The sequence below is a fragment of the Rhizobacter sp. P2_H3 genome, from assembly GCF_056403355.1.
This window is the reverse complement of the sequence record NZ_JBFUFQ010000039.1, coordinates 1-14,261: the sequence shown is the minus strand read 5'-3', so window position 1 is coordinate 14,261 and position 14,261 is coordinate 1. Positions and strand designations below refer to the sequence as shown.

General features: G+C 68.7%; 14 protein-coding genes. 6 read left to right on the top strand and 8 right to left on the bottom strand.

Annotated elements, in window-relative coordinates:
* The first annotated feature begins 60 nt into the window (after positions 1-60).
* Complete coding sequence (locus AC1D1T_RS10495) at positions 61-1,026, top strand: Bug family tripartite tricarboxylate transporter substrate binding protein (protein WP_477991851.1); 966 nt, start codon at positions 61-63, stop codon at positions 1,024-1,026.
* Here the strand turns inward: AC1D1T_RS10495 and AC1D1T_RS10490 are convergent, their stop codons facing one another.
* The 4 genes from AC1D1T_RS10490 to AC1D1T_RS10475 all read right to left on the bottom strand — a co-directional run bounded on the left by AC1D1T_RS10490 (position 1,027) and on the right by AC1D1T_RS10475 (position 7,955).
* Entirely contained in the window at positions 1,027-1,785 is a 759-nt protein-coding gene (locus tag AC1D1T_RS10490; RefSeq protein ID WP_047503126.1) for a HesA/MoeB/ThiF family protein, read from the bottom strand. It lies immediately after the preceding gene.
* A 67-nt stretch (positions 1,786-1,852) separates the two neighbouring features.
* Complete coding sequence (locus tag AC1D1T_RS10485) at positions 1,853-3,292, bottom strand: S41 family peptidase (RefSeq protein ID WP_047503406.1); 1,440 nt, start codon at positions 3,290-3,292, stop codon at positions 1,853-1,855.
* Between the two features lie 191 nt (positions 3,293-3,483).
* On the bottom strand, positions 3,484-4,887 hold the full coding sequence (locus tag AC1D1T_RS10480; protein WP_477824994.1) for a hypothetical protein: 1,404 nt from the start codon (positions 4,885-4,887) through the stop codon (positions 3,484-3,486).
* Between the two features lie 167 nt (positions 4,888-5,054).
* Positions 5,055-7,955 carry an adenosylcobalamin-dependent ribonucleoside-diphosphate reductase gene (locus AC1D1T_RS10475; protein WP_477824993.1) on the bottom strand — a complete coding sequence of 967 codons (2,901 nt, stop codon included), beginning with the start codon at positions 7,953-7,955 and terminating at the stop codon, positions 5,055-5,057.
* 163 nt (positions 7,956-8,118) lie between these two features.
* Here AC1D1T_RS10475 and AC1D1T_RS10470 point away from each other — a divergent pair, with 163 nt between their 5' ends.
* Positions 8,119-8,889, top strand: coding sequence for an oxygen-binding di-iron domain-containing protein (locus tag AC1D1T_RS10470; protein ID WP_465113812.1), 771 nt, complete (start codon positions 8,119-8,121; stop codon positions 8,887-8,889).
* Between the two features lie 19 nt (positions 8,890-8,908).
* Here AC1D1T_RS10470 and AC1D1T_RS10465 read toward each other — a convergent pair whose 3' ends face one another.
* A complete protein-coding gene (locus AC1D1T_RS10465) occupies positions 8,909-9,529 on the bottom strand; it encodes an OmpW/AlkL family protein (RefSeq protein WP_477824992.1) in 621 nt (206 codons plus the stop codon).
* A gap of 221 nt (positions 9,530-9,750) precedes the next feature.
* On the opposite strand from AC1D1T_RS10465, the gene AC1D1T_RS10460 reads away from it, so the two are divergent.
* Positions 9,751-10,335, top strand: a complete 585-nt coding sequence (locus AC1D1T_RS10460) for a hypothetical protein (protein WP_477824991.1) — start codon at positions 9,751-9,753, stop codon at positions 10,333-10,335.
* On the opposite strand, the gene AC1D1T_RS10455 is transcribed toward AC1D1T_RS10460, so the two are convergent.
* A complete protein-coding gene (locus tag AC1D1T_RS10455; protein ID WP_477824990.1) occupies positions 10,253-10,978 on the bottom strand; it encodes a sulfite exporter TauE/SafE family protein in 726 nt (241 codons plus the stop codon). The two genes, AC1D1T_RS10460 and AC1D1T_RS10455, sit on opposite strands and share 83 nt — an antisense overlap.
* Before the next feature lie 90 nt (positions 10,979-11,068).
* Between AC1D1T_RS10455 and AC1D1T_RS10450 the strand changes: the two genes are divergently transcribed.
* Positions 11,069-11,449, top strand: a complete 381-nt coding sequence (locus AC1D1T_RS10450) for a hypothetical protein (RefSeq protein WP_477824989.1) — start codon at positions 11,069-11,071, stop codon at positions 11,447-11,449.
* Between the two features lie 7 nt (positions 11,450-11,456).
* Here AC1D1T_RS10450 and AC1D1T_RS10445 read toward each other — a convergent pair whose 3' ends face one another.
* Positions 11,457-12,392, bottom strand: a complete 936-nt coding sequence (locus AC1D1T_RS10445; protein WP_477824988.1) for a LysR family transcriptional regulator — start codon at positions 12,390-12,392, stop codon at positions 11,457-11,459.
* 125 nt (positions 12,393-12,517) lie between these two features.
* On the opposite strand from AC1D1T_RS10445, the gene AC1D1T_RS10440 reads away from it, so the two are divergent.
* Positions 12,518-12,922, top strand: coding sequence for a RidA family protein (locus tag AC1D1T_RS10440; protein ID WP_465113808.1), 405 nt, complete (start codon positions 12,518-12,520; stop codon positions 12,920-12,922).
* 25 nt (positions 12,923-12,947) lie between these two features.
* Here AC1D1T_RS10440 and AC1D1T_RS10435 read toward each other — a convergent pair whose 3' ends face one another.
* Positions 12,948-13,145, bottom strand: a complete 198-nt coding sequence (locus AC1D1T_RS10435; protein WP_465113807.1) for a hypothetical protein — start codon at positions 13,143-13,145, stop codon at positions 12,948-12,950.
* A 119-nt stretch (positions 13,146-13,264) separates the two neighbouring features.
* Here AC1D1T_RS10435 and AC1D1T_RS10430 point away from each other — a divergent pair, with 119 nt between their 5' ends.
* Positions 13,265-14,137 carry a LysR family transcriptional regulator gene (locus AC1D1T_RS10430; protein ID WP_477828505.1) on the top strand — a complete coding sequence of 291 codons (873 nt, stop codon included), beginning with the start codon at positions 13,265-13,267 and terminating at the stop codon, positions 14,135-14,137.
* Positions 14,138-14,261: the final 124 nt, after the last annotated feature.

Below are 14,261 nucleotides of genomic sequence, written 5' to 3'. Positions count from 1 at the left end.
GATAGGTTTGCAGCCAGCCCGCGTCGCGGGCAGCATGCCGGCCATTTGAAGGAGACGAGCGTGAAGCGACGAGCAGTACTGATCGGTGCCGCGGGCCTGTGGCCTGCGCTGGGCTTTTCACAGGCGGGCGACTATCCGAAGCCCGGCACGACGATCCGTTACGTGGTGCCGTTCCCGCCCGGTGGCCTGACCGACGTGATGGCGCGCCTGGTCGGCCAGCAGCTCGGCGAGCGCTGGAAGGTCAGCGTCGTGATCGACAACAAGCCCGGCAGCGGCGGGCAGATCGGCGCCGATGTGGCCGCCAAGTCGCCCGGCGACGGCAACACGCTGCTCGCGATCACGCTGACGCATGCGGCCAACGTCACGCTGTTCCCGAAGGCGGCCTACAACTTCTCGAAGGACCTGCGTCCGGTCGCGCTGCTGGCCGGCTCGCCGATCCTGGTGGTGGTGCCGGTGGCGAGCCCGATCCAGACGCTGAAGGACCTGACGGCTGCCGCGAAGTCGCGCAACCTGAATGCCGGCTCCAGCGGCAACGGCACGCCGCCGCACCTGACGCTCGCGCTGTTCAACGAACTGGCCAAGACCAACATCCAGCACGTGCCGTACAAGGGCGGCTCGCCGGCGATGACCGACCTGATCGGCGGCCAGCTCGACGTGGTGTTCTCGAACTTCCCCGAGAGCATCGCGCACGTGAAGGCCGGCAAGCTGCGCGCGATCGCCATCGCCAGTGCTGCCCGCCACCCGCTGGTGCCCGAGGTGCCGACGACCGCCGAGGCCGGCCTGCCGGAGCTGCTGACCGAGAACTGGACCGGCCTGATGGCGCCGGCCTCGATGCCCGATGCCGCGGTGAAGAAGCTCGCCGCCGAGGTCGTGCGCATCATGCAGACGCCCGAGCTCGAGGAGCGGGCGCGCACGCAGGGTTTCCGCATCGATGCGCGCGGGCCGGAAGCCTTCGCGAGCTTCCTGCACGACGAGGTCGCCCGTTGGGCGAAGGTGATTCAGTCCGCCAACATCAAACCCGACTGATCAGGCGTGGCCGCGCTGCCCGCACACCGGGCAGTGGGGCTGGCGGCTGAGCCTGACCTCGTTCCATTCCATCCGGCGGGCGTCCAGCATCTGCAGGCGCCCGGCCAGCGAGCTGCCGATGCCGGCCAGCAGCTTCAGCGCCTCGGCGGCCTGCATGCTGCCGATGATGCCGACCAGCGGTGCGAGCACGCCCATCGTCGAGCAGGCGACCTCCTCGAACGCCGCATCGGGCGGGAACAGGCAGGCGTAGCACGGCGCGGTGTCGTCGCGCGTGTCGTAGACCGAGATCTGGCCGTCGAAGCCGATCGCCGCGCCCGACACCAGCGGCTTGCGGTGCGCCACGCAGGCGGCGTTGACGGCATGGCGGGTCGCGAAGTTGTCGCTGCAGTCCAGCACGACGTCGGCCGCGGCCACCAGCGTGTCCAGGCGCTGCGCGTCGGCGCGCTCGGTCAGCGCATGCACCCGCACGTCGGGGTTGATCGCCGCGATGGAGCGTGCGGCCGAGGCCGCCTTCGGCTGGCCGACGCGCGACAGGTCGTGCGCGATCTGGCGCTGCAGGTTGGTCAGGTCCACGGTGTCGTGGTCGACGATCGTCAGCGTGCCGACGCCCGAGGTCGCGAGGTACAGCGCCACCGGCGAGCCGAGCCCGCCGGCACCGATCACCAGCGCATGCGAATCGAGCAGCCGCTGCTGGCCGGCGATGTCGAGTTCGTCGAGCAGGATGTGGCGGGAGTAGCGCAGCAGCTGGTCGTCGTTCATCGACGGCAGGATACCCAACAATGAAAAACGCCCGCGCGGGGCGGGCGTTCGGTGGCGTGGCGCCGGATCAGTTCGTCGCCGGTGCCTCGGCGCGCCGCTCGACGACCGACTTCGAGACGACCACCGGCTTGCCCTTCAGGCGGTTGATCGCCTGCGCCAGCGGGAAGTCTTCTTCGCTGCCGAACTCGGGCAGCGGCTTCAGCGGGTTCTTCTTCGCGGCTTCGTCCTCGAGCTTCTTGCGCGCTTCCTCGCGTGCCTTCTCGCGGGCTTCGTCCTTCTGCTCGGCGCCCTGGCCGCTGCCGATGTGCTTTTCCAGATCGGCCTCGCGCACGCGCAGCGCCGAGAACAGGTTGCCGTCGGCAGTCTCGTCGATCATCACGTCGGGCACGATGCCCTTGGCCTGGATCGAGCGGCCGCTCGGCGTGTAGTAGCGCGCCGTCGTGATCTTCAGCGCGGTCTCGGGCGACAGCTGGCGCACGGTCTGCACCGAGCCCTTGCCGAACGTCTGCGTGCCCATGATGGTGGCGCGCTGGTGGTCTTGCAGCGCACCGGCGACGATCTCGCTCGCCGAGGCCGAGCCTTCGTTCACCAGCACCACCAGCGGCACCTTCTTCAGCGCGTCGGGCAGCTTGCGCAGCGGGTCACCGCCGCCACGGCGCAGGTAATCGCTCGGCGAGGCCTTGAACGACTGCTTCGATTCGGCGATCTGGCCGTTGGTGGTCACGACCACCGCATCGGCCGGCAGGAAGGCCGCCGACACCGCGACCGAGGCTTCGAGCAGGCCGCCCGGGTCGTTGCGCAGGTCGAGCACCAGGCCCTTCAGGTTGGGTTCCTGCTTGTAGATCTCTTCGAGCTTGCGGGCGAAATCGTCGACCGTGCGGTCCTGGAACTGGCTGACGCGCAGCCACGCGTAGCCGGGTTCGACGATCTTCGAGCGCACGCTCTGCACGCGGATTTCTTCGCGGGTGATCGTGACGGGGAAGCTGCGGTTCTCGGTCTTGCGGAAGATGGTCAGCAGCACCTTGGTGCTCGGCTCGCCACGCATGCGCTTGACGGCCTGGTCCATCGTCAGGCCCTTGACCACGGTGTCGTCGATCTTGGTGATCAGGTCGCCGCTCTTCAGGCCGGCGCGGAAGGCCGGGGATCCCTCGATCGGCGAGACGATCTTGACGAGACCGTCTTCCATGCCGATCTCGATGCCGACGCCGACGAAGCGGCCGGTCGTGCCTTCACGGAATTCCTTGAAGGTCTTCTTGTCGAAATACTGGGAGTGCGGGTCGAGGCCGGCCACCATGCCGCCGATGGCGTCGGTGATCAGCTTCTTTTCGTCGACCGGCTCGACGTAATCGCTCTTGACCATCCCGAAGACGGCGGCGAGTTGCTGGAGTTCTTCCAGCGGGAGTTGCGCGGCGGTGTTGCGGGCGGTCGCCTGCAACTGCATGGTAGTGAGCGCGCCAGCGACGGCCCCCAGCGTGATCCAGCCTGCGACCTTGAGTTTGGCACCCATCATTGACCCACTTCCTGCCTGATAAGAAGACTTCACGCGGACCCAGTATAGAGCTGTGACCGCGTTTGGAGCCGCAGAGGCGGAGGAAGTTTCACGGCTATTTCGGGGCTTTGCCCGGCATCGTGTCGAGACGTGACGCGGGGTTTTCCCGCGCCCGTGTCAGACACGCATGCCGTGCGCAGCCGCTCGGCTCACTGCTTCGTGGCGTTCCAGGTGCCGGTCGCCGACGCGCTCGGTCGTGTCCAGGTGCCCGAGCCGGTGCTGGCGCCGAGCGTGCCGCTGAAGCTGGCGTCGCTGCTGGTGCTGCCCACCGAGAGGCCGCCGGCGGCGCTGACCGTGCCGCTGACGATGAAGCTGCCGCCCACGCCGGACGAGGTGCAGGTGCCGATCACGTGCCCCGGGGCGTTGACCGACAGCGCGGTGCAGCTGCCGGTGTCGCCGCCGGCGTAGGTGACGCTCCAGGTGCCGGCCGCCGCCGCCGGGTGGTCGGGAATGGCAGGCGGCGTGACGCCGAGGCTCGCGGCGAGCGCCTCGAACGCGACCTTGTTGAGGCGGGTCTGCTTCGTCTGCGTGGTCGGCTTGTCCTGGAAGCCCTGGTAGACGTGGCCGCCGCGCTGCACGAAGACGCGCGTGAAGGTCTGGGCGGAGATGGCCGCCGGCAGGCCGGTGAAGGTCATGACCGGCGTCGCGCCATCCGCTGCGTTGCCCACCGTGTAGGTGGCCGCGGGGAGGCTGCTGCAATTGGAGACCGCACCCGACACCGTGTCGACGTCGCACAGGTGCAGGGTCACGGCGCCGCCGGCGCTGAAGCTGCCCCGCACCCGTTCCTGGACGCAGACCTGGGTTCCGCAGCCGTTGCTGCCGTGGATGCTGCCCATCGATACCGTGTTCGCCGTCGAGACCGTTGCGCTGTTCGACACGGCCGGGTAGCTGGTGATCATCTGGGCCAGCGTGGTCACGCTGTTGCCGACGAAGCCATCCGTCAGCCGGTAGCCGACCGGGGTGCTGCTCTCGGTGTTCGAGATCGCGCGGATCTTCGCGCCGGCCGGCATCACGCCGGTCAGGTTCGCCGCGGTGACGCCGACGATGGTGGACAAGGTGTTGGTGCTCAGGTCCTGCGCCTTGGCGACGACGCTCGCGATCGTCTGGCCGGCCACGTCGGTGTCGACCCAGGTCGATTGGCCGATGTAGCCGTGGTTGTAGTCGTAGGCGCCGTTCGGGCCGCTGTGGTTCGGCGTTGCGCCGTCGAGCGGCGTGTGCCAGCCCTCGGCGGTGACGAACTGGACGGTGTCGTACACCACCACCGCCGGCTTGCCGCCCGACTGGGCCTCGCGCACGTCGTAGTAGGTGCCGCGGCCGGTCGAGTCGACGACGTTGTCGGAGTAGTAGTAGCGCAGCACGTAGTTGCCGGCCGAGGTGTACGTGAAGGTGCGGGCCCAGTAGCTCGCGGCGGCGGGCGCCGGTGCAGGCGGGGTGCCCGAGACCGGAGGCGGAGCCGGCGTGTCGCCGCCGCCCCCACCGCCGCAGGCAACGAGCGTGGACAGCGAAACGGCCAGGGCAGACGCCCACAGGGCGCGCGTGGAAGCAGAAATCATGGGTCTCCCTCGTGACATGACGTTGTGATCGTTGTGATCCAGCGCGCGATCTCGGCCGCACCCGGTCGGGCCGGATTCTGGTGGGAGGCCTGCTGTCCTACAAGCCCCCACATTGAGGAGGCCGCATGACCATGTGTGTCATCGATGACATGAATGGGGCGACGGCATCATCCGCAGCTCCCGATGTGCCCGCAGGCCGTGCAGAACTCGCAGCCGTCCTTGTGGATGACGGCATGGTTGCCGCATTCCGGGCAGGCCGTGCCGGCCAGCGGCGCGGCCGCGGCCTCGCCCGGGTCCGGCGGCTGCAGGATTCCCATGTCGCGCAGCGGATAGCCTTCCTCGTCCAGCACGCCCAGCATCGTGTAGCGGTGGATCACGAGCCGCGCCAGGTAGGCCACCGTCGACGGCCAGGTCTGCTGGCGCTGCTGGCCGGGCGCGAGCCCCGGCACGAAGGCCATGAAGTGGCCGAGCGGCTCGGCATAGCTCAGCAGCTTGCGCAGCTTCATGCCGATCCAGGCCGGGTCGAGCACCCGCATGTCCAGCGACAGGATGCGCGCGAGCCCGTCCATCGCCCGCGGGTAGTTGCCCGACAGCCCCATCGCGCAGGGCAGCGTGACTGCGCCGCCCTGGCCGCCCAGCCCTTCGGGCAGCTGCACCTCTTTCAGCGAGAGCGTGAACGCCTCGTCGCTGGCCGGGTTGTGGATGTCGACCGACCAGGCGAGCGTGCCGTTCGGGCCGGTCAGCGGCTCCTGGCGGCTGAACATCGCGTCGATCACCGGCGTGGAGGCCGCGCCTTCGGCCGGCGCGGCCCACAGGCCCAGTTGCTCGCAGCGCCAGCGGATCACCGCGGCGGTGGCCGCCACCACGCCCGGGAAGCGCCGCGGCGCGCCGTCGGGCGGGAAGGGCATGTCGAAGGCGCGCTCCTCCTGCACGGTGGCCAGCGCGTCGAGCTTCAGCCGCACCCAGGCGGGGTCCTTTGCGCGCAGGTCCATCGACAGCGTCTTCGCGAGCGCACCCAGCCCGCGCGGCTGCTCGGCGCCGTTCACCCACACCTCGAAGGGCGCGCAGCGCCCGTCTTGCGGCAGCTCGCCGATGAAGAGCGCGAACTCGCCATGCGGGTGCCGGATCATGTAGGTCCACGCGGCGTTGCCGGCCATCAGCTCGGGCCGGCCCGGCCAGCGCAGCGAGGCCAGCACCGGCTGCGGCGGCCGCTCGATGGCCAGCCGCTGGTTGGCATGCCCCGCCGGCGCCAGCTGCAGCGGCAAGGCGGCAGGCTCCACGCTCAGCACCGAGCCCAGCACCGCGTTCGGCCGGTAGGTCGCCAGGCCCTTCAGCCCCGAGGTCCAGGCGCGCAGGTACAGGTCCTGGAAATCCGCATACGGGTAGTCGGCCGGCACGTTCACCGTCTTCGAGATCGCGGTGTCGACGAACGGCGAGACCGCGGCCACCATCTCCTCGTGGGCCTGCGCGCTCATCTCGAGCGCGGTGACGAAGGCGTCGGTGAGCGGTGCCTGCGGGCCGCGCAGGTGGCGGTACAGGCGCCAGGCGTGGTCTTCCACCGGGTACTGCTTCATGCTGCCGTCGGCCATGCGCTTGCGGCGCTGGTAGCTCCACGAGAACGCCGGCTCGATGCCGTTGCTCGCGTTGTCGGCGAAGGCCAGGCTGATGGTGCCGGTCGGCGCGATCGACAGCAGGTGCGAGTTGCGCAGCCCCTGCTTGCGGATGCGCTCCTTCAGCGGCCCGGGCAGGCGCGACGCGAAGGTGCCGCGGCTCAGGTAGAGGTCGGCGTTGAAGAGCGGGAACGCGCCGCGCTCGGCCGCCAGATCGCACGATGCGGCATACGCGCTGTCGCGCAGCAGCGTGGCGATGCGGCGCGCCTCGTCGCGCGCGGCGGCGCTGTCGTAGCGCAGGTTCAGCATCACCAGCGCATCGCCCAGGCCGGTGAAGCCGAGGCCGATGCGGCGCTTGCTGCGCGCTTCGCGGGCTTGCGCATCGAGCGGCCAGAAGCTGATGTCGAGCACGTTGTCGAGCATGCGCACCGCCAGCGTCACGAGCCGCGTGAAGCCGGCGTCGTCGAAGCGCGCGCCCGCGTCGAACGGGGTGCGCACGAAGCGCGTCAGGTCGATCGAGCCGAGGCAGCAGCAGCCGTAGGCCGGCAGCGGCTGCTCGCCGCACGGGTTGGTGGCGGTGATGGTCTCGCAGTACGACAGGTTGTTGTCGAGGTTGATGCGGTCGAGGAACAGCACGCCCGGCTCGGCGTGGTCGTAGGTGGAGCGCATGATCTGCTCCCACAGCGCACGCGCCGGCAGGCTGCGGTAGACCCACAGCCCGTCGTCGCGCTGGTGCGCGCCGGCCGCCACCTGGTGCGGGCCGGCCGCGGCGCGGTGCACCAGGTCGACCGCGGCGTCGCGCTGCACCGCTTCCATGAAGGCATCGGTGAGGCCGACCGAGATGTTGAAGTTGCTGAGGTCGCCCTTGTCCTTCGCGTGGATGAACTCCTCGATGTCCGGGTGGTCGCAGCGCAGCACGCCCATCTGCGCGCCGCGCCGCGCGCCGGCCGACTCCACCGTCTCGCAGGAGCGGTCGAACACCCGCATGTACGACACCGGCCCCGACGCGTTGGCCTGCGTGCTCGCGACCCAGGCGCCACGCGGGCGGATGCGCGAGAAGTCGTAGCCGACGCCGCCGCCGCGGCGCATCGTCTCGGCGGCCTCGGTGAGCGCGGTGTAGATGCCGGGGTGGCCGTCTTCTTCCTGCGCGATCGCGTCGCCCACCGGTTGCACGAAGCAGTTGATCAGCGTGGCGGTGAGCTCGGTGCCGGCCGCCGAGTTGATGCGGCCGGCCGGGATGAAGCCGGCCTGCAGTGCCTCGAGGAAGCGCGCTTCCCACTGGGCTCGCGATTCGGCGGGCTCCACCTGCGCGAGCGCGCGGGCCACGCGGCGCCGCACGTCGTCGGGCGTGCGCTCGTCGCCCTTCGCGTATTTCTCGAGCAGCACTTCGGTGCTGATGTCCTGGGGGAGGAGGGCGGCCGCCTTCGGGTCGGCCGCGGTCACGTGATCGGTGCTCATCGGGTCTTTCAAGTTCTCGAGTGGGAGTCGCCGCCATCCTGAACCCGGCACAAGCGCGCGTAAAGCGCCCCGGCCTCATCCATGACGGCAGCATTGTTGAGCCGGCGCAAGCCGCGGCGATCACGTCGCTTCTAGAGTCGCCCGACTTCACTTGGACGACACGATGCCGACAGAACTCTTCAATGCCGACGGGCACCAGTGCCTGATGTTCACCGACCTCTGCGACGAGGACGGCGACGCGGTGCAATCCAACCAGTTCCTGATCGTCGACCGCGGCACCGGCGCGATCATCGACCCGGGCGGCACGCTCGCCTACAACGAGCTGTACATGGCGATGACGCGTCATTTCGCGCCGCATGAACTGTCGGCGATCGTCGCCTCGCACGCCGATCCGGACATCATCGCGTCGCTCGATCGCTGGATGACGGCGACCAGCAGCGCCAAGCTGTACATCTCGCGCGTATGGGAGCGCTTCGTGCCGCATTTCTGCAAGGCGGGCAAGGTGAAGGGGCGTGTTGTCGGCATCCCGGACGCCGGGCAGCGCATCCCGATCGGGCGCCACGAGCTCGTCGCGCTGCCGGCGCACTTCCTGCACGCCGAGGGCAACTTCCAGTTCTACGACCCGGTGAGCCGCATCCTGTTCTCGGGCGACCTCGGCGCGTCGATGGGCTCGGGCGCGCAGGCGCAGCAGCCGGTCACGTCGCTGGCCGAGGTGCTGCCGCGCATGGAGGGTTTCCATCGGCGCTACATGGTGTCGAACAAGGTGCTGCGGCTGTGGGCGCAGATGGTGCGCCCGCTGCGCATCGACATGATGGTGCCGCAGCATGGCGCGCCGCTGGCCGGCCCGGCGGTGAAGGAGTTCATCGCGTGGGCCGAGGGCCTGAGCTGCGGCATCGACCTGATGACCGAGCGCGACTACAAGGTCCCGGCCTGACCGGGCCCTGCGTCCGCTGCTAGAAGCGCCAGCCGAGGCCGACGCCGACCAGCAGCGGGTCGACCTTGAAGGTGCCGAGCTTGTTGCCGGCGGCGCTCACGTCGGTGCGGATCTGCACCTTCTTCACGTCGATGTTGAGCGACAGCCAGCCTTGCCGCGGGATGTCCACGCCGGCCTGCAGCGCGAGGCCGACGCTGTGGCGGTCGATGTCGACGCCCGCCGGCAGCTCGACGGCGGAGAACTGCGTGAAGTTGACGCCGGCGCCGAGGTAGGGCGTGAAGCCCTTCATGCCGGTGACGTGATACTGGGCCAGCAGCGTCGGCGGCAGGTGCTTCAGCGAGCCGATGACCGTGCCGCCGGCCTTCACGTCGTGTTTCTGCGGGTAGGTCAGCACCAGCTCGGCGGCGATCTCGGGCGTGAAGAAGTACGAGATGTCGAGCTCGGGGATCACCTTGCTGTTGATGCTCAGGTCGAGGCCGGTGTCGTCCTTGTTGGCGCTGTCGAGGTTGACGGCGCGCAGGCGCACCAGCCACGGGCCGGTGGCTTCGGGTTGAGCCTGGGCCGCGCAGGGCACGGCGGCGAAGGCGGCAGCGGCGGCCAGCGCCAGCGTGGCGCGGGCGAACATCGAGCGGGAAGTCATGGTCTCTTTCCTGTGGTTGTGGGCGGGGGAACATCCCCCGGCGAACCATTGCAGCGCGGCATGAACGGTGGAACCTTGCCGCCGCGCAAGCTCGGACCTCGGGCAGGTGTTCACCGGGCGGTGGGCTGACGCGGGTCAATCGAGGCGTTGCGTGGACATGACGCCGTGGCGTTCGATGCCAGAATTCGTGCCACATCAAAGTACGAGCGCGGAGGAGGCGAATGACGGCACAGCGGGAACTCGTTTCGATCACGCGGACCGAGATCGACGCCCAGACGATCCAGGGATTCGTGCTGGCCTCGTCCGATCAGTTGGTCGTGCTGCAGTACGTCTGCGACTTCCGCCTGGACGGGTTGATGGTGCTCAGCACATCGGACATCACCGAGATTCGAAGCTCTGCGACGAACAAGTTCCAAACCACATTGCTCGAGCAAGACGGCCTGCTGGAGCAGGTTCCATTCGACATGACGTTCGATCTGCAGGACTGGCGCGCAATCATCAAGCAGCTTGCGCGCGCCCATCCGTTGCTCATTCTCGAGTGCGAGCATGGAGACGACCCGGATTTCATCATCGGACGCCTGGTGAAGACGACTTCTGCCGCGGCGCATGTGCGCTACTTCACCGGCGTCGGCCGATGGCTGGAGAAGCCCGACCGAGTCAACTTCTGCGACATCACCTGCTGCCAGGTCGACTCGAACTATTTGAATGTCTACCAACGGCACCTCAGCGCCACGCCGCCCACAACAGCGACAGCCCTGAACACAGCATCAGCGCATCCAGGAGCAGCGAGAACGCGCGGGGGCTGATGCGCATCACGAACGCCTTCCCGGCATAGGTTCCTGCCATCAGCGAGCTGCCGACGATGGCGCCCTGCAGCAGCGTGTCGGCCGGCAACGCACCCAGCTGCCGGAAGGTCGCGATCTTGCCGAGGTACAGCGCCAGCGAGCTTGCGGCTTCGGTGGAGATGAAGGCGCCGCCCGTCAGGCCGTAGGCGGTGAACACCGGAACGCTGAGCGGTCCGGTCGACAGCACGAGGCCCGTGAGGAAACCGATCACCGCGCCGGCTGCCGAGACCTCTCGCAAGCGCAGGCGCCGCCTCGTGCCGGCACGCCAGTGCCTGAGCACCAGCATCGCGAGGAAGAACACGCCGAGCATCGCGTCGATGACGGCCGGTCGCAGCGACAGCATCGTGCGTGCGCCGAGTGCCGCGGTGAGCGCACCCGGCAACGCATACGCCGCCACGGCCTTCCAGTCGACCTCTCGCCACCAGGCGGCGACGCGTGCGATGTTGGCCAGCACCGCGGCGACGGCCATGATGGGCACCGCCTGCTTCGGACCGTAGGCGTAGACGAGGACCGGCAACAGCATCAGCGATGAACCGGTGCCGATCACGCCGCTCACGCAGCCTGCGACGAGACCCACCGACAAGACGAAGAAATAGGAAGTCATTCAGGAGGCAGCATGCGAGATCATCGACACTGCGGCATGCCGGATCCTCGCTTGCCGCCGGCGGATTGTCCTTCCTGAAGCCAAGAGCACGTGCAGCGCATCAACGGGAACGCCATGTCCTTCGAACCGCTTGCGATCACCGTTATGTCGGTGCTGCTCCTGCTCGCAGTTCCGCCTTTGGTGTCCGCTTTCCGCACGCACTCGCTCTTCCTCGCCGATGTGGCCTTGCTCCTGGTGCCTGCGCCTGTTTTCGTTGTGGCCTTGAGCGCCTTCAATGAACCGGCGAAAACCGGCTGGGCGCCCATCGGCTTCCCATTCCTGGTGCTGGCAGCCTCGGTTGTCGGCCTCTACGTTCGCGTGCATCTTCTTCGGCGGTTCCTGCCGCCACGCGTTGCCGCAGTGGCCATGCTCGTGATGTTCGTGGTGGCAGCTGCCGTTTTTGGTGTCGTCACGCCGCCTTGGTCCGAATGAAAACCCGTCACGAGCCTGAGGGCGTCGAGTGCGGTTGCGGCGGTGCGTGCTGCGCCATCAACTCGGCCACCCAGTCGATGAACACGCGCAGCTTCGCGCTGACATACCGGTTCGGCGGAAACGCCACGTAGATCGGCATCGCATCGAAGCGCCAGTCTTCGAACAGCGGCACCAGCTCGCCGCTCGCCCGGTGGGCCTGCGACATGTAGTCCGGCAGCCAGAGCACCCCCAGGCCCGCCAGGCCGGCCGCCAAGTAGGCATTGCCATCGTCCATCGCGACCACGTACCGCCCCAGCACCTCGATGCGTTCGCCGTCGCGCTGCATCGCGTACGACAGGATCGTGCCGGTGCGCGCGCTCTTGTAGCCCACGATGCGGTGATGCGTGCCCTCGAGATCCCGCGGATGCACCGGTGTGCCCGCACGCTCGAGGTAGCTTGGCGCCGCACAGACCCGGGCCTGCAGGTCGCCCACGCGGCGTGCGATCAGCGACAGGTCGGTGAGTTCGCCGCCGCGCACGACGCAATCCACCTTCTCGCCGATCAGGTCCACCATGCGGTCGCTCACGCCCATGTCGAGCTGGATGTCGGGGTAGCGCGCGTGGAAGGCCGGCAGTGCCGGCACCAGGATCATGCGGGCCAGCGGGGTCGGCACGTCCACCCGCAGCCGGCCCCGTGGCGCCGACGAGGCACTCGACAGGCTGCTCTCGGCATCGTCCATGTCGGCCAGCAGGCGCAGCACGTGCTCGTAGTAGGCCGCGCCGTCGGCCGTGGCGTTGACCTTGCGCGTGGTGCGGTTCAGCAGCTTCACGCGCAGCCGCGCCTCGAGCTGCTGCACCAGCTGCGTCACGCTGGTCTTGCTCAGCTGCAGCGTCTCGGCCGCCTTCGTGAAGCTGCCGGTCTCCACCACGCGGGCGAATGCCTGCATCGCATCAAAACGGTCCATCGCTGCCCCCAGCCCGTCGACGATTGTTTGGATTTTCCAAACGATGATTGTCTTCGAGGCCCGTAGATCCGGGCGGCGGGGATCCCTAGAGTCACGCCATCGTGATCAATTCCAAGGAGCCATCGATGGGCAAGCGTGATGTGGTTTTTCCGGCCGGGCGCCAGTCGCTCTATGAGACGAACCGGTATTCGCCGGCGATTCGGTCCAACGGCTTCCTGTTCGTGTCGGGGCAGGTCGGCAGCAGGCCGGACGGTTCTCCCGAGCCGGACCTGCAGGCCCAGGTGCGGCTCGCGTTCGACAACCTGAATGCCATCCTGGCGGCAGCCGGCTGCACGTTCGACGACGTGGTCGACGTGACCGTCTTCATCGTCGATCCGGAATCGACGTTCGACACGATCTGGAAGATCGTGCCGGAGTACTGGGGCAACGCACCGCACCCGACGCTCACCGGCATCGGCGTGACCTGGCTCTACGGCTTCCAATTCGAGATCAAGGTGATCGCGAAGCTGCCGGAGACCGGCGCAAGCTGACCAGAGCGACAGCGGACGGGCCCGCTCAGACCCCGACGATCAGGACCTCGCTCTCGGCCGCCACGCGGGTGGCATGGCGTGCTTCGCTGCGGCTCTGGGCAGAGGCGTTCGTGCGCTGCGCGTCGGCATTCTTCTGCGGCACGGCGGCCCGCTGTGCCGGCCCCGCCTGCGGGCGTTCGGAAGCGGTGCGCTGCGGTGTCGTGTTCGAAGAGCGTGTGTTCATTCCGGACTCCTTCCGTTGGCGTGATGCACATGGTCGTCCTTGCTTGAGGGCAGGTAAAGCGATCTTTATTGACCGATAAGAGCAACAATGTTGCATTCAAATCCGTCTCTGGAGACGCTGTGGACGTGACCCTCGCGCGCACCTTCCTCGACATCGTCGAGACCGGCAGCTTCGTTCGCGCCGCCGAGCGGCTGCACGTCACGCAGACGGCGGTCAGCGCCCGCGTGAAGGCGCTGGAGGAGGCGGTCGGCGCCACGCTGTTCGTGCGCAGCAAGGCCGGCGCTTCGCTCACGCCGGCCGGCGAGCGCTTCGTGCGCCACGCCTCGATGATGGTGCAGGTGTGGGAGCGGGCGCGCCACCAGGTGGCCGTGCCGCCCGGCCATGAATCCGTGCTGACCATCGGCTGCGAGATGAGCCTGTGGGATCCGCTGCTGCTCGACTGGCTGCTGTGGATGCGCAACGTCGCGCCGCAACTCGCGTTGCGCACCGAGGTGGGCGTCGCGCCCGAGCTGATGGACCGCGTCGCCTCCGGCATGCTCGACATCGCGGTCGTCTACGCGCCGCAGCGCCGCCCGGGCCTGCGCATCGAGCTGCTGATCGAGGAGAAGCTGGTGCTCGTCACGACGCACCCGCCCACCCACAAGCGCGCCCGCAAGCTCGACCCGGCCGACTACGTCTACGTCGACTGGGGCCCGGAGTTCGCGCAGCAGCACAGCCTCGCCTTCCCGCACCTGGGCCATGCCGCGGTGACCGCCGGCCTCGGCCCGCTCGGGCGCGAGTTCGTGCTGGCCAACGGCGGCTCGGGCTACTTCCGTCTCGCGGTCGTGCGCAAGCACCTCGACAGCGGCCGGCTGCGCCGCGTGAAGGGCGCGCCCGAGTTCCTGTACCCGGCCTATGCGGTGTTCGCCGAAGAGTCGGATGCCGCCGTCGTGCAGCCGGCGCTCGACGGGCTGCGCCATGCCGCCGGCGGCACGACGGCCGACCACGAATGAGCCTGCGCTACGCCGCCACGGCGCCTTCCAGCTCGCGCTCGGCGCGCAGGCTCGCCAGGTCGCGCCCGATCGTCGCGACGGCCAGCACGCGGCCGCCGAGCCGGTAGCGCACGCTGCAGTCGCG

What these genes read in the sequence shown, in the direction of transcription:
- AC1D1T_RS10490 (WP_047503126.1), bottom strand. Translation starts at nt 1,785, where the DNA reads ATGAACGACGACCAGCTGCTGCGCTACTCCCGCCACATCCTGCTCGAC.
- AC1D1T_RS10485 (WP_047503406.1), bottom strand. Translation starts at nt 3,292, where the DNA reads ATGGGTGCCAAACTCAAGGTCGCAGGCTGGATCACGCTGGGGGCCGTC.
- AC1D1T_RS10480 (WP_477824994.1), bottom strand. Translation starts at nt 4,887, where the DNA reads ATGATTTCTGCTTCCACGCGCGCCCTGTGGGCGTCTGCCCTGGCCGTT.
- AC1D1T_RS10475 (WP_477824993.1), bottom strand. Translation starts at nt 7,955, where the DNA reads ATGAGCACCGATCACGTGACCGCGGCCGACCCGAAGGCGGCCGCCCTC.
- AC1D1T_RS10470 (WP_465113812.1), top strand. Translation starts at nt 8,119, where the DNA reads ATGCCGACAGAACTCTTCAATGCCGACGGGCACCAGTGCCTGATGTTC.
- AC1D1T_RS10465 (WP_477824992.1), bottom strand. Translation starts at nt 9,529, where the DNA reads ATGACTTCCCGCTCGATGTTCGCCCGCGCCACGCTGGCGCTGGCCGCC.
- AC1D1T_RS10460 (WP_477824991.1), top strand. Translation starts at nt 9,751, where the DNA reads ATGACGGCACAGCGGGAACTCGTTTCGATCACGCGGACCGAGATCGAC.
- AC1D1T_RS10455 (WP_477824990.1), bottom strand. Translation starts at nt 10,978, where the DNA reads ATGACTTCCTATTTCTTCGTCTTGTCGGTGGGTCTCGTCGCAGGCTGC.
- AC1D1T_RS10445 (WP_477824988.1), bottom strand. Translation starts at nt 12,392, where the DNA reads ATGGACCGTTTTGATGCGATGCAGGCATTCGCCCGCGTGGTGGAGACC.
- AC1D1T_RS10440 (WP_465113808.1), top strand. Translation starts at nt 12,518, where the DNA reads ATGGGCAAGCGTGATGTGGTTTTTCCGGCCGGGCGCCAGTCGCTCTAT.
- AC1D1T_RS10435 (WP_465113807.1), bottom strand. Translation starts at nt 13,145, where the DNA reads ATGAACACACGCTCTTCGAACACGACACCGCAGCGCACCGCTTCCGAA.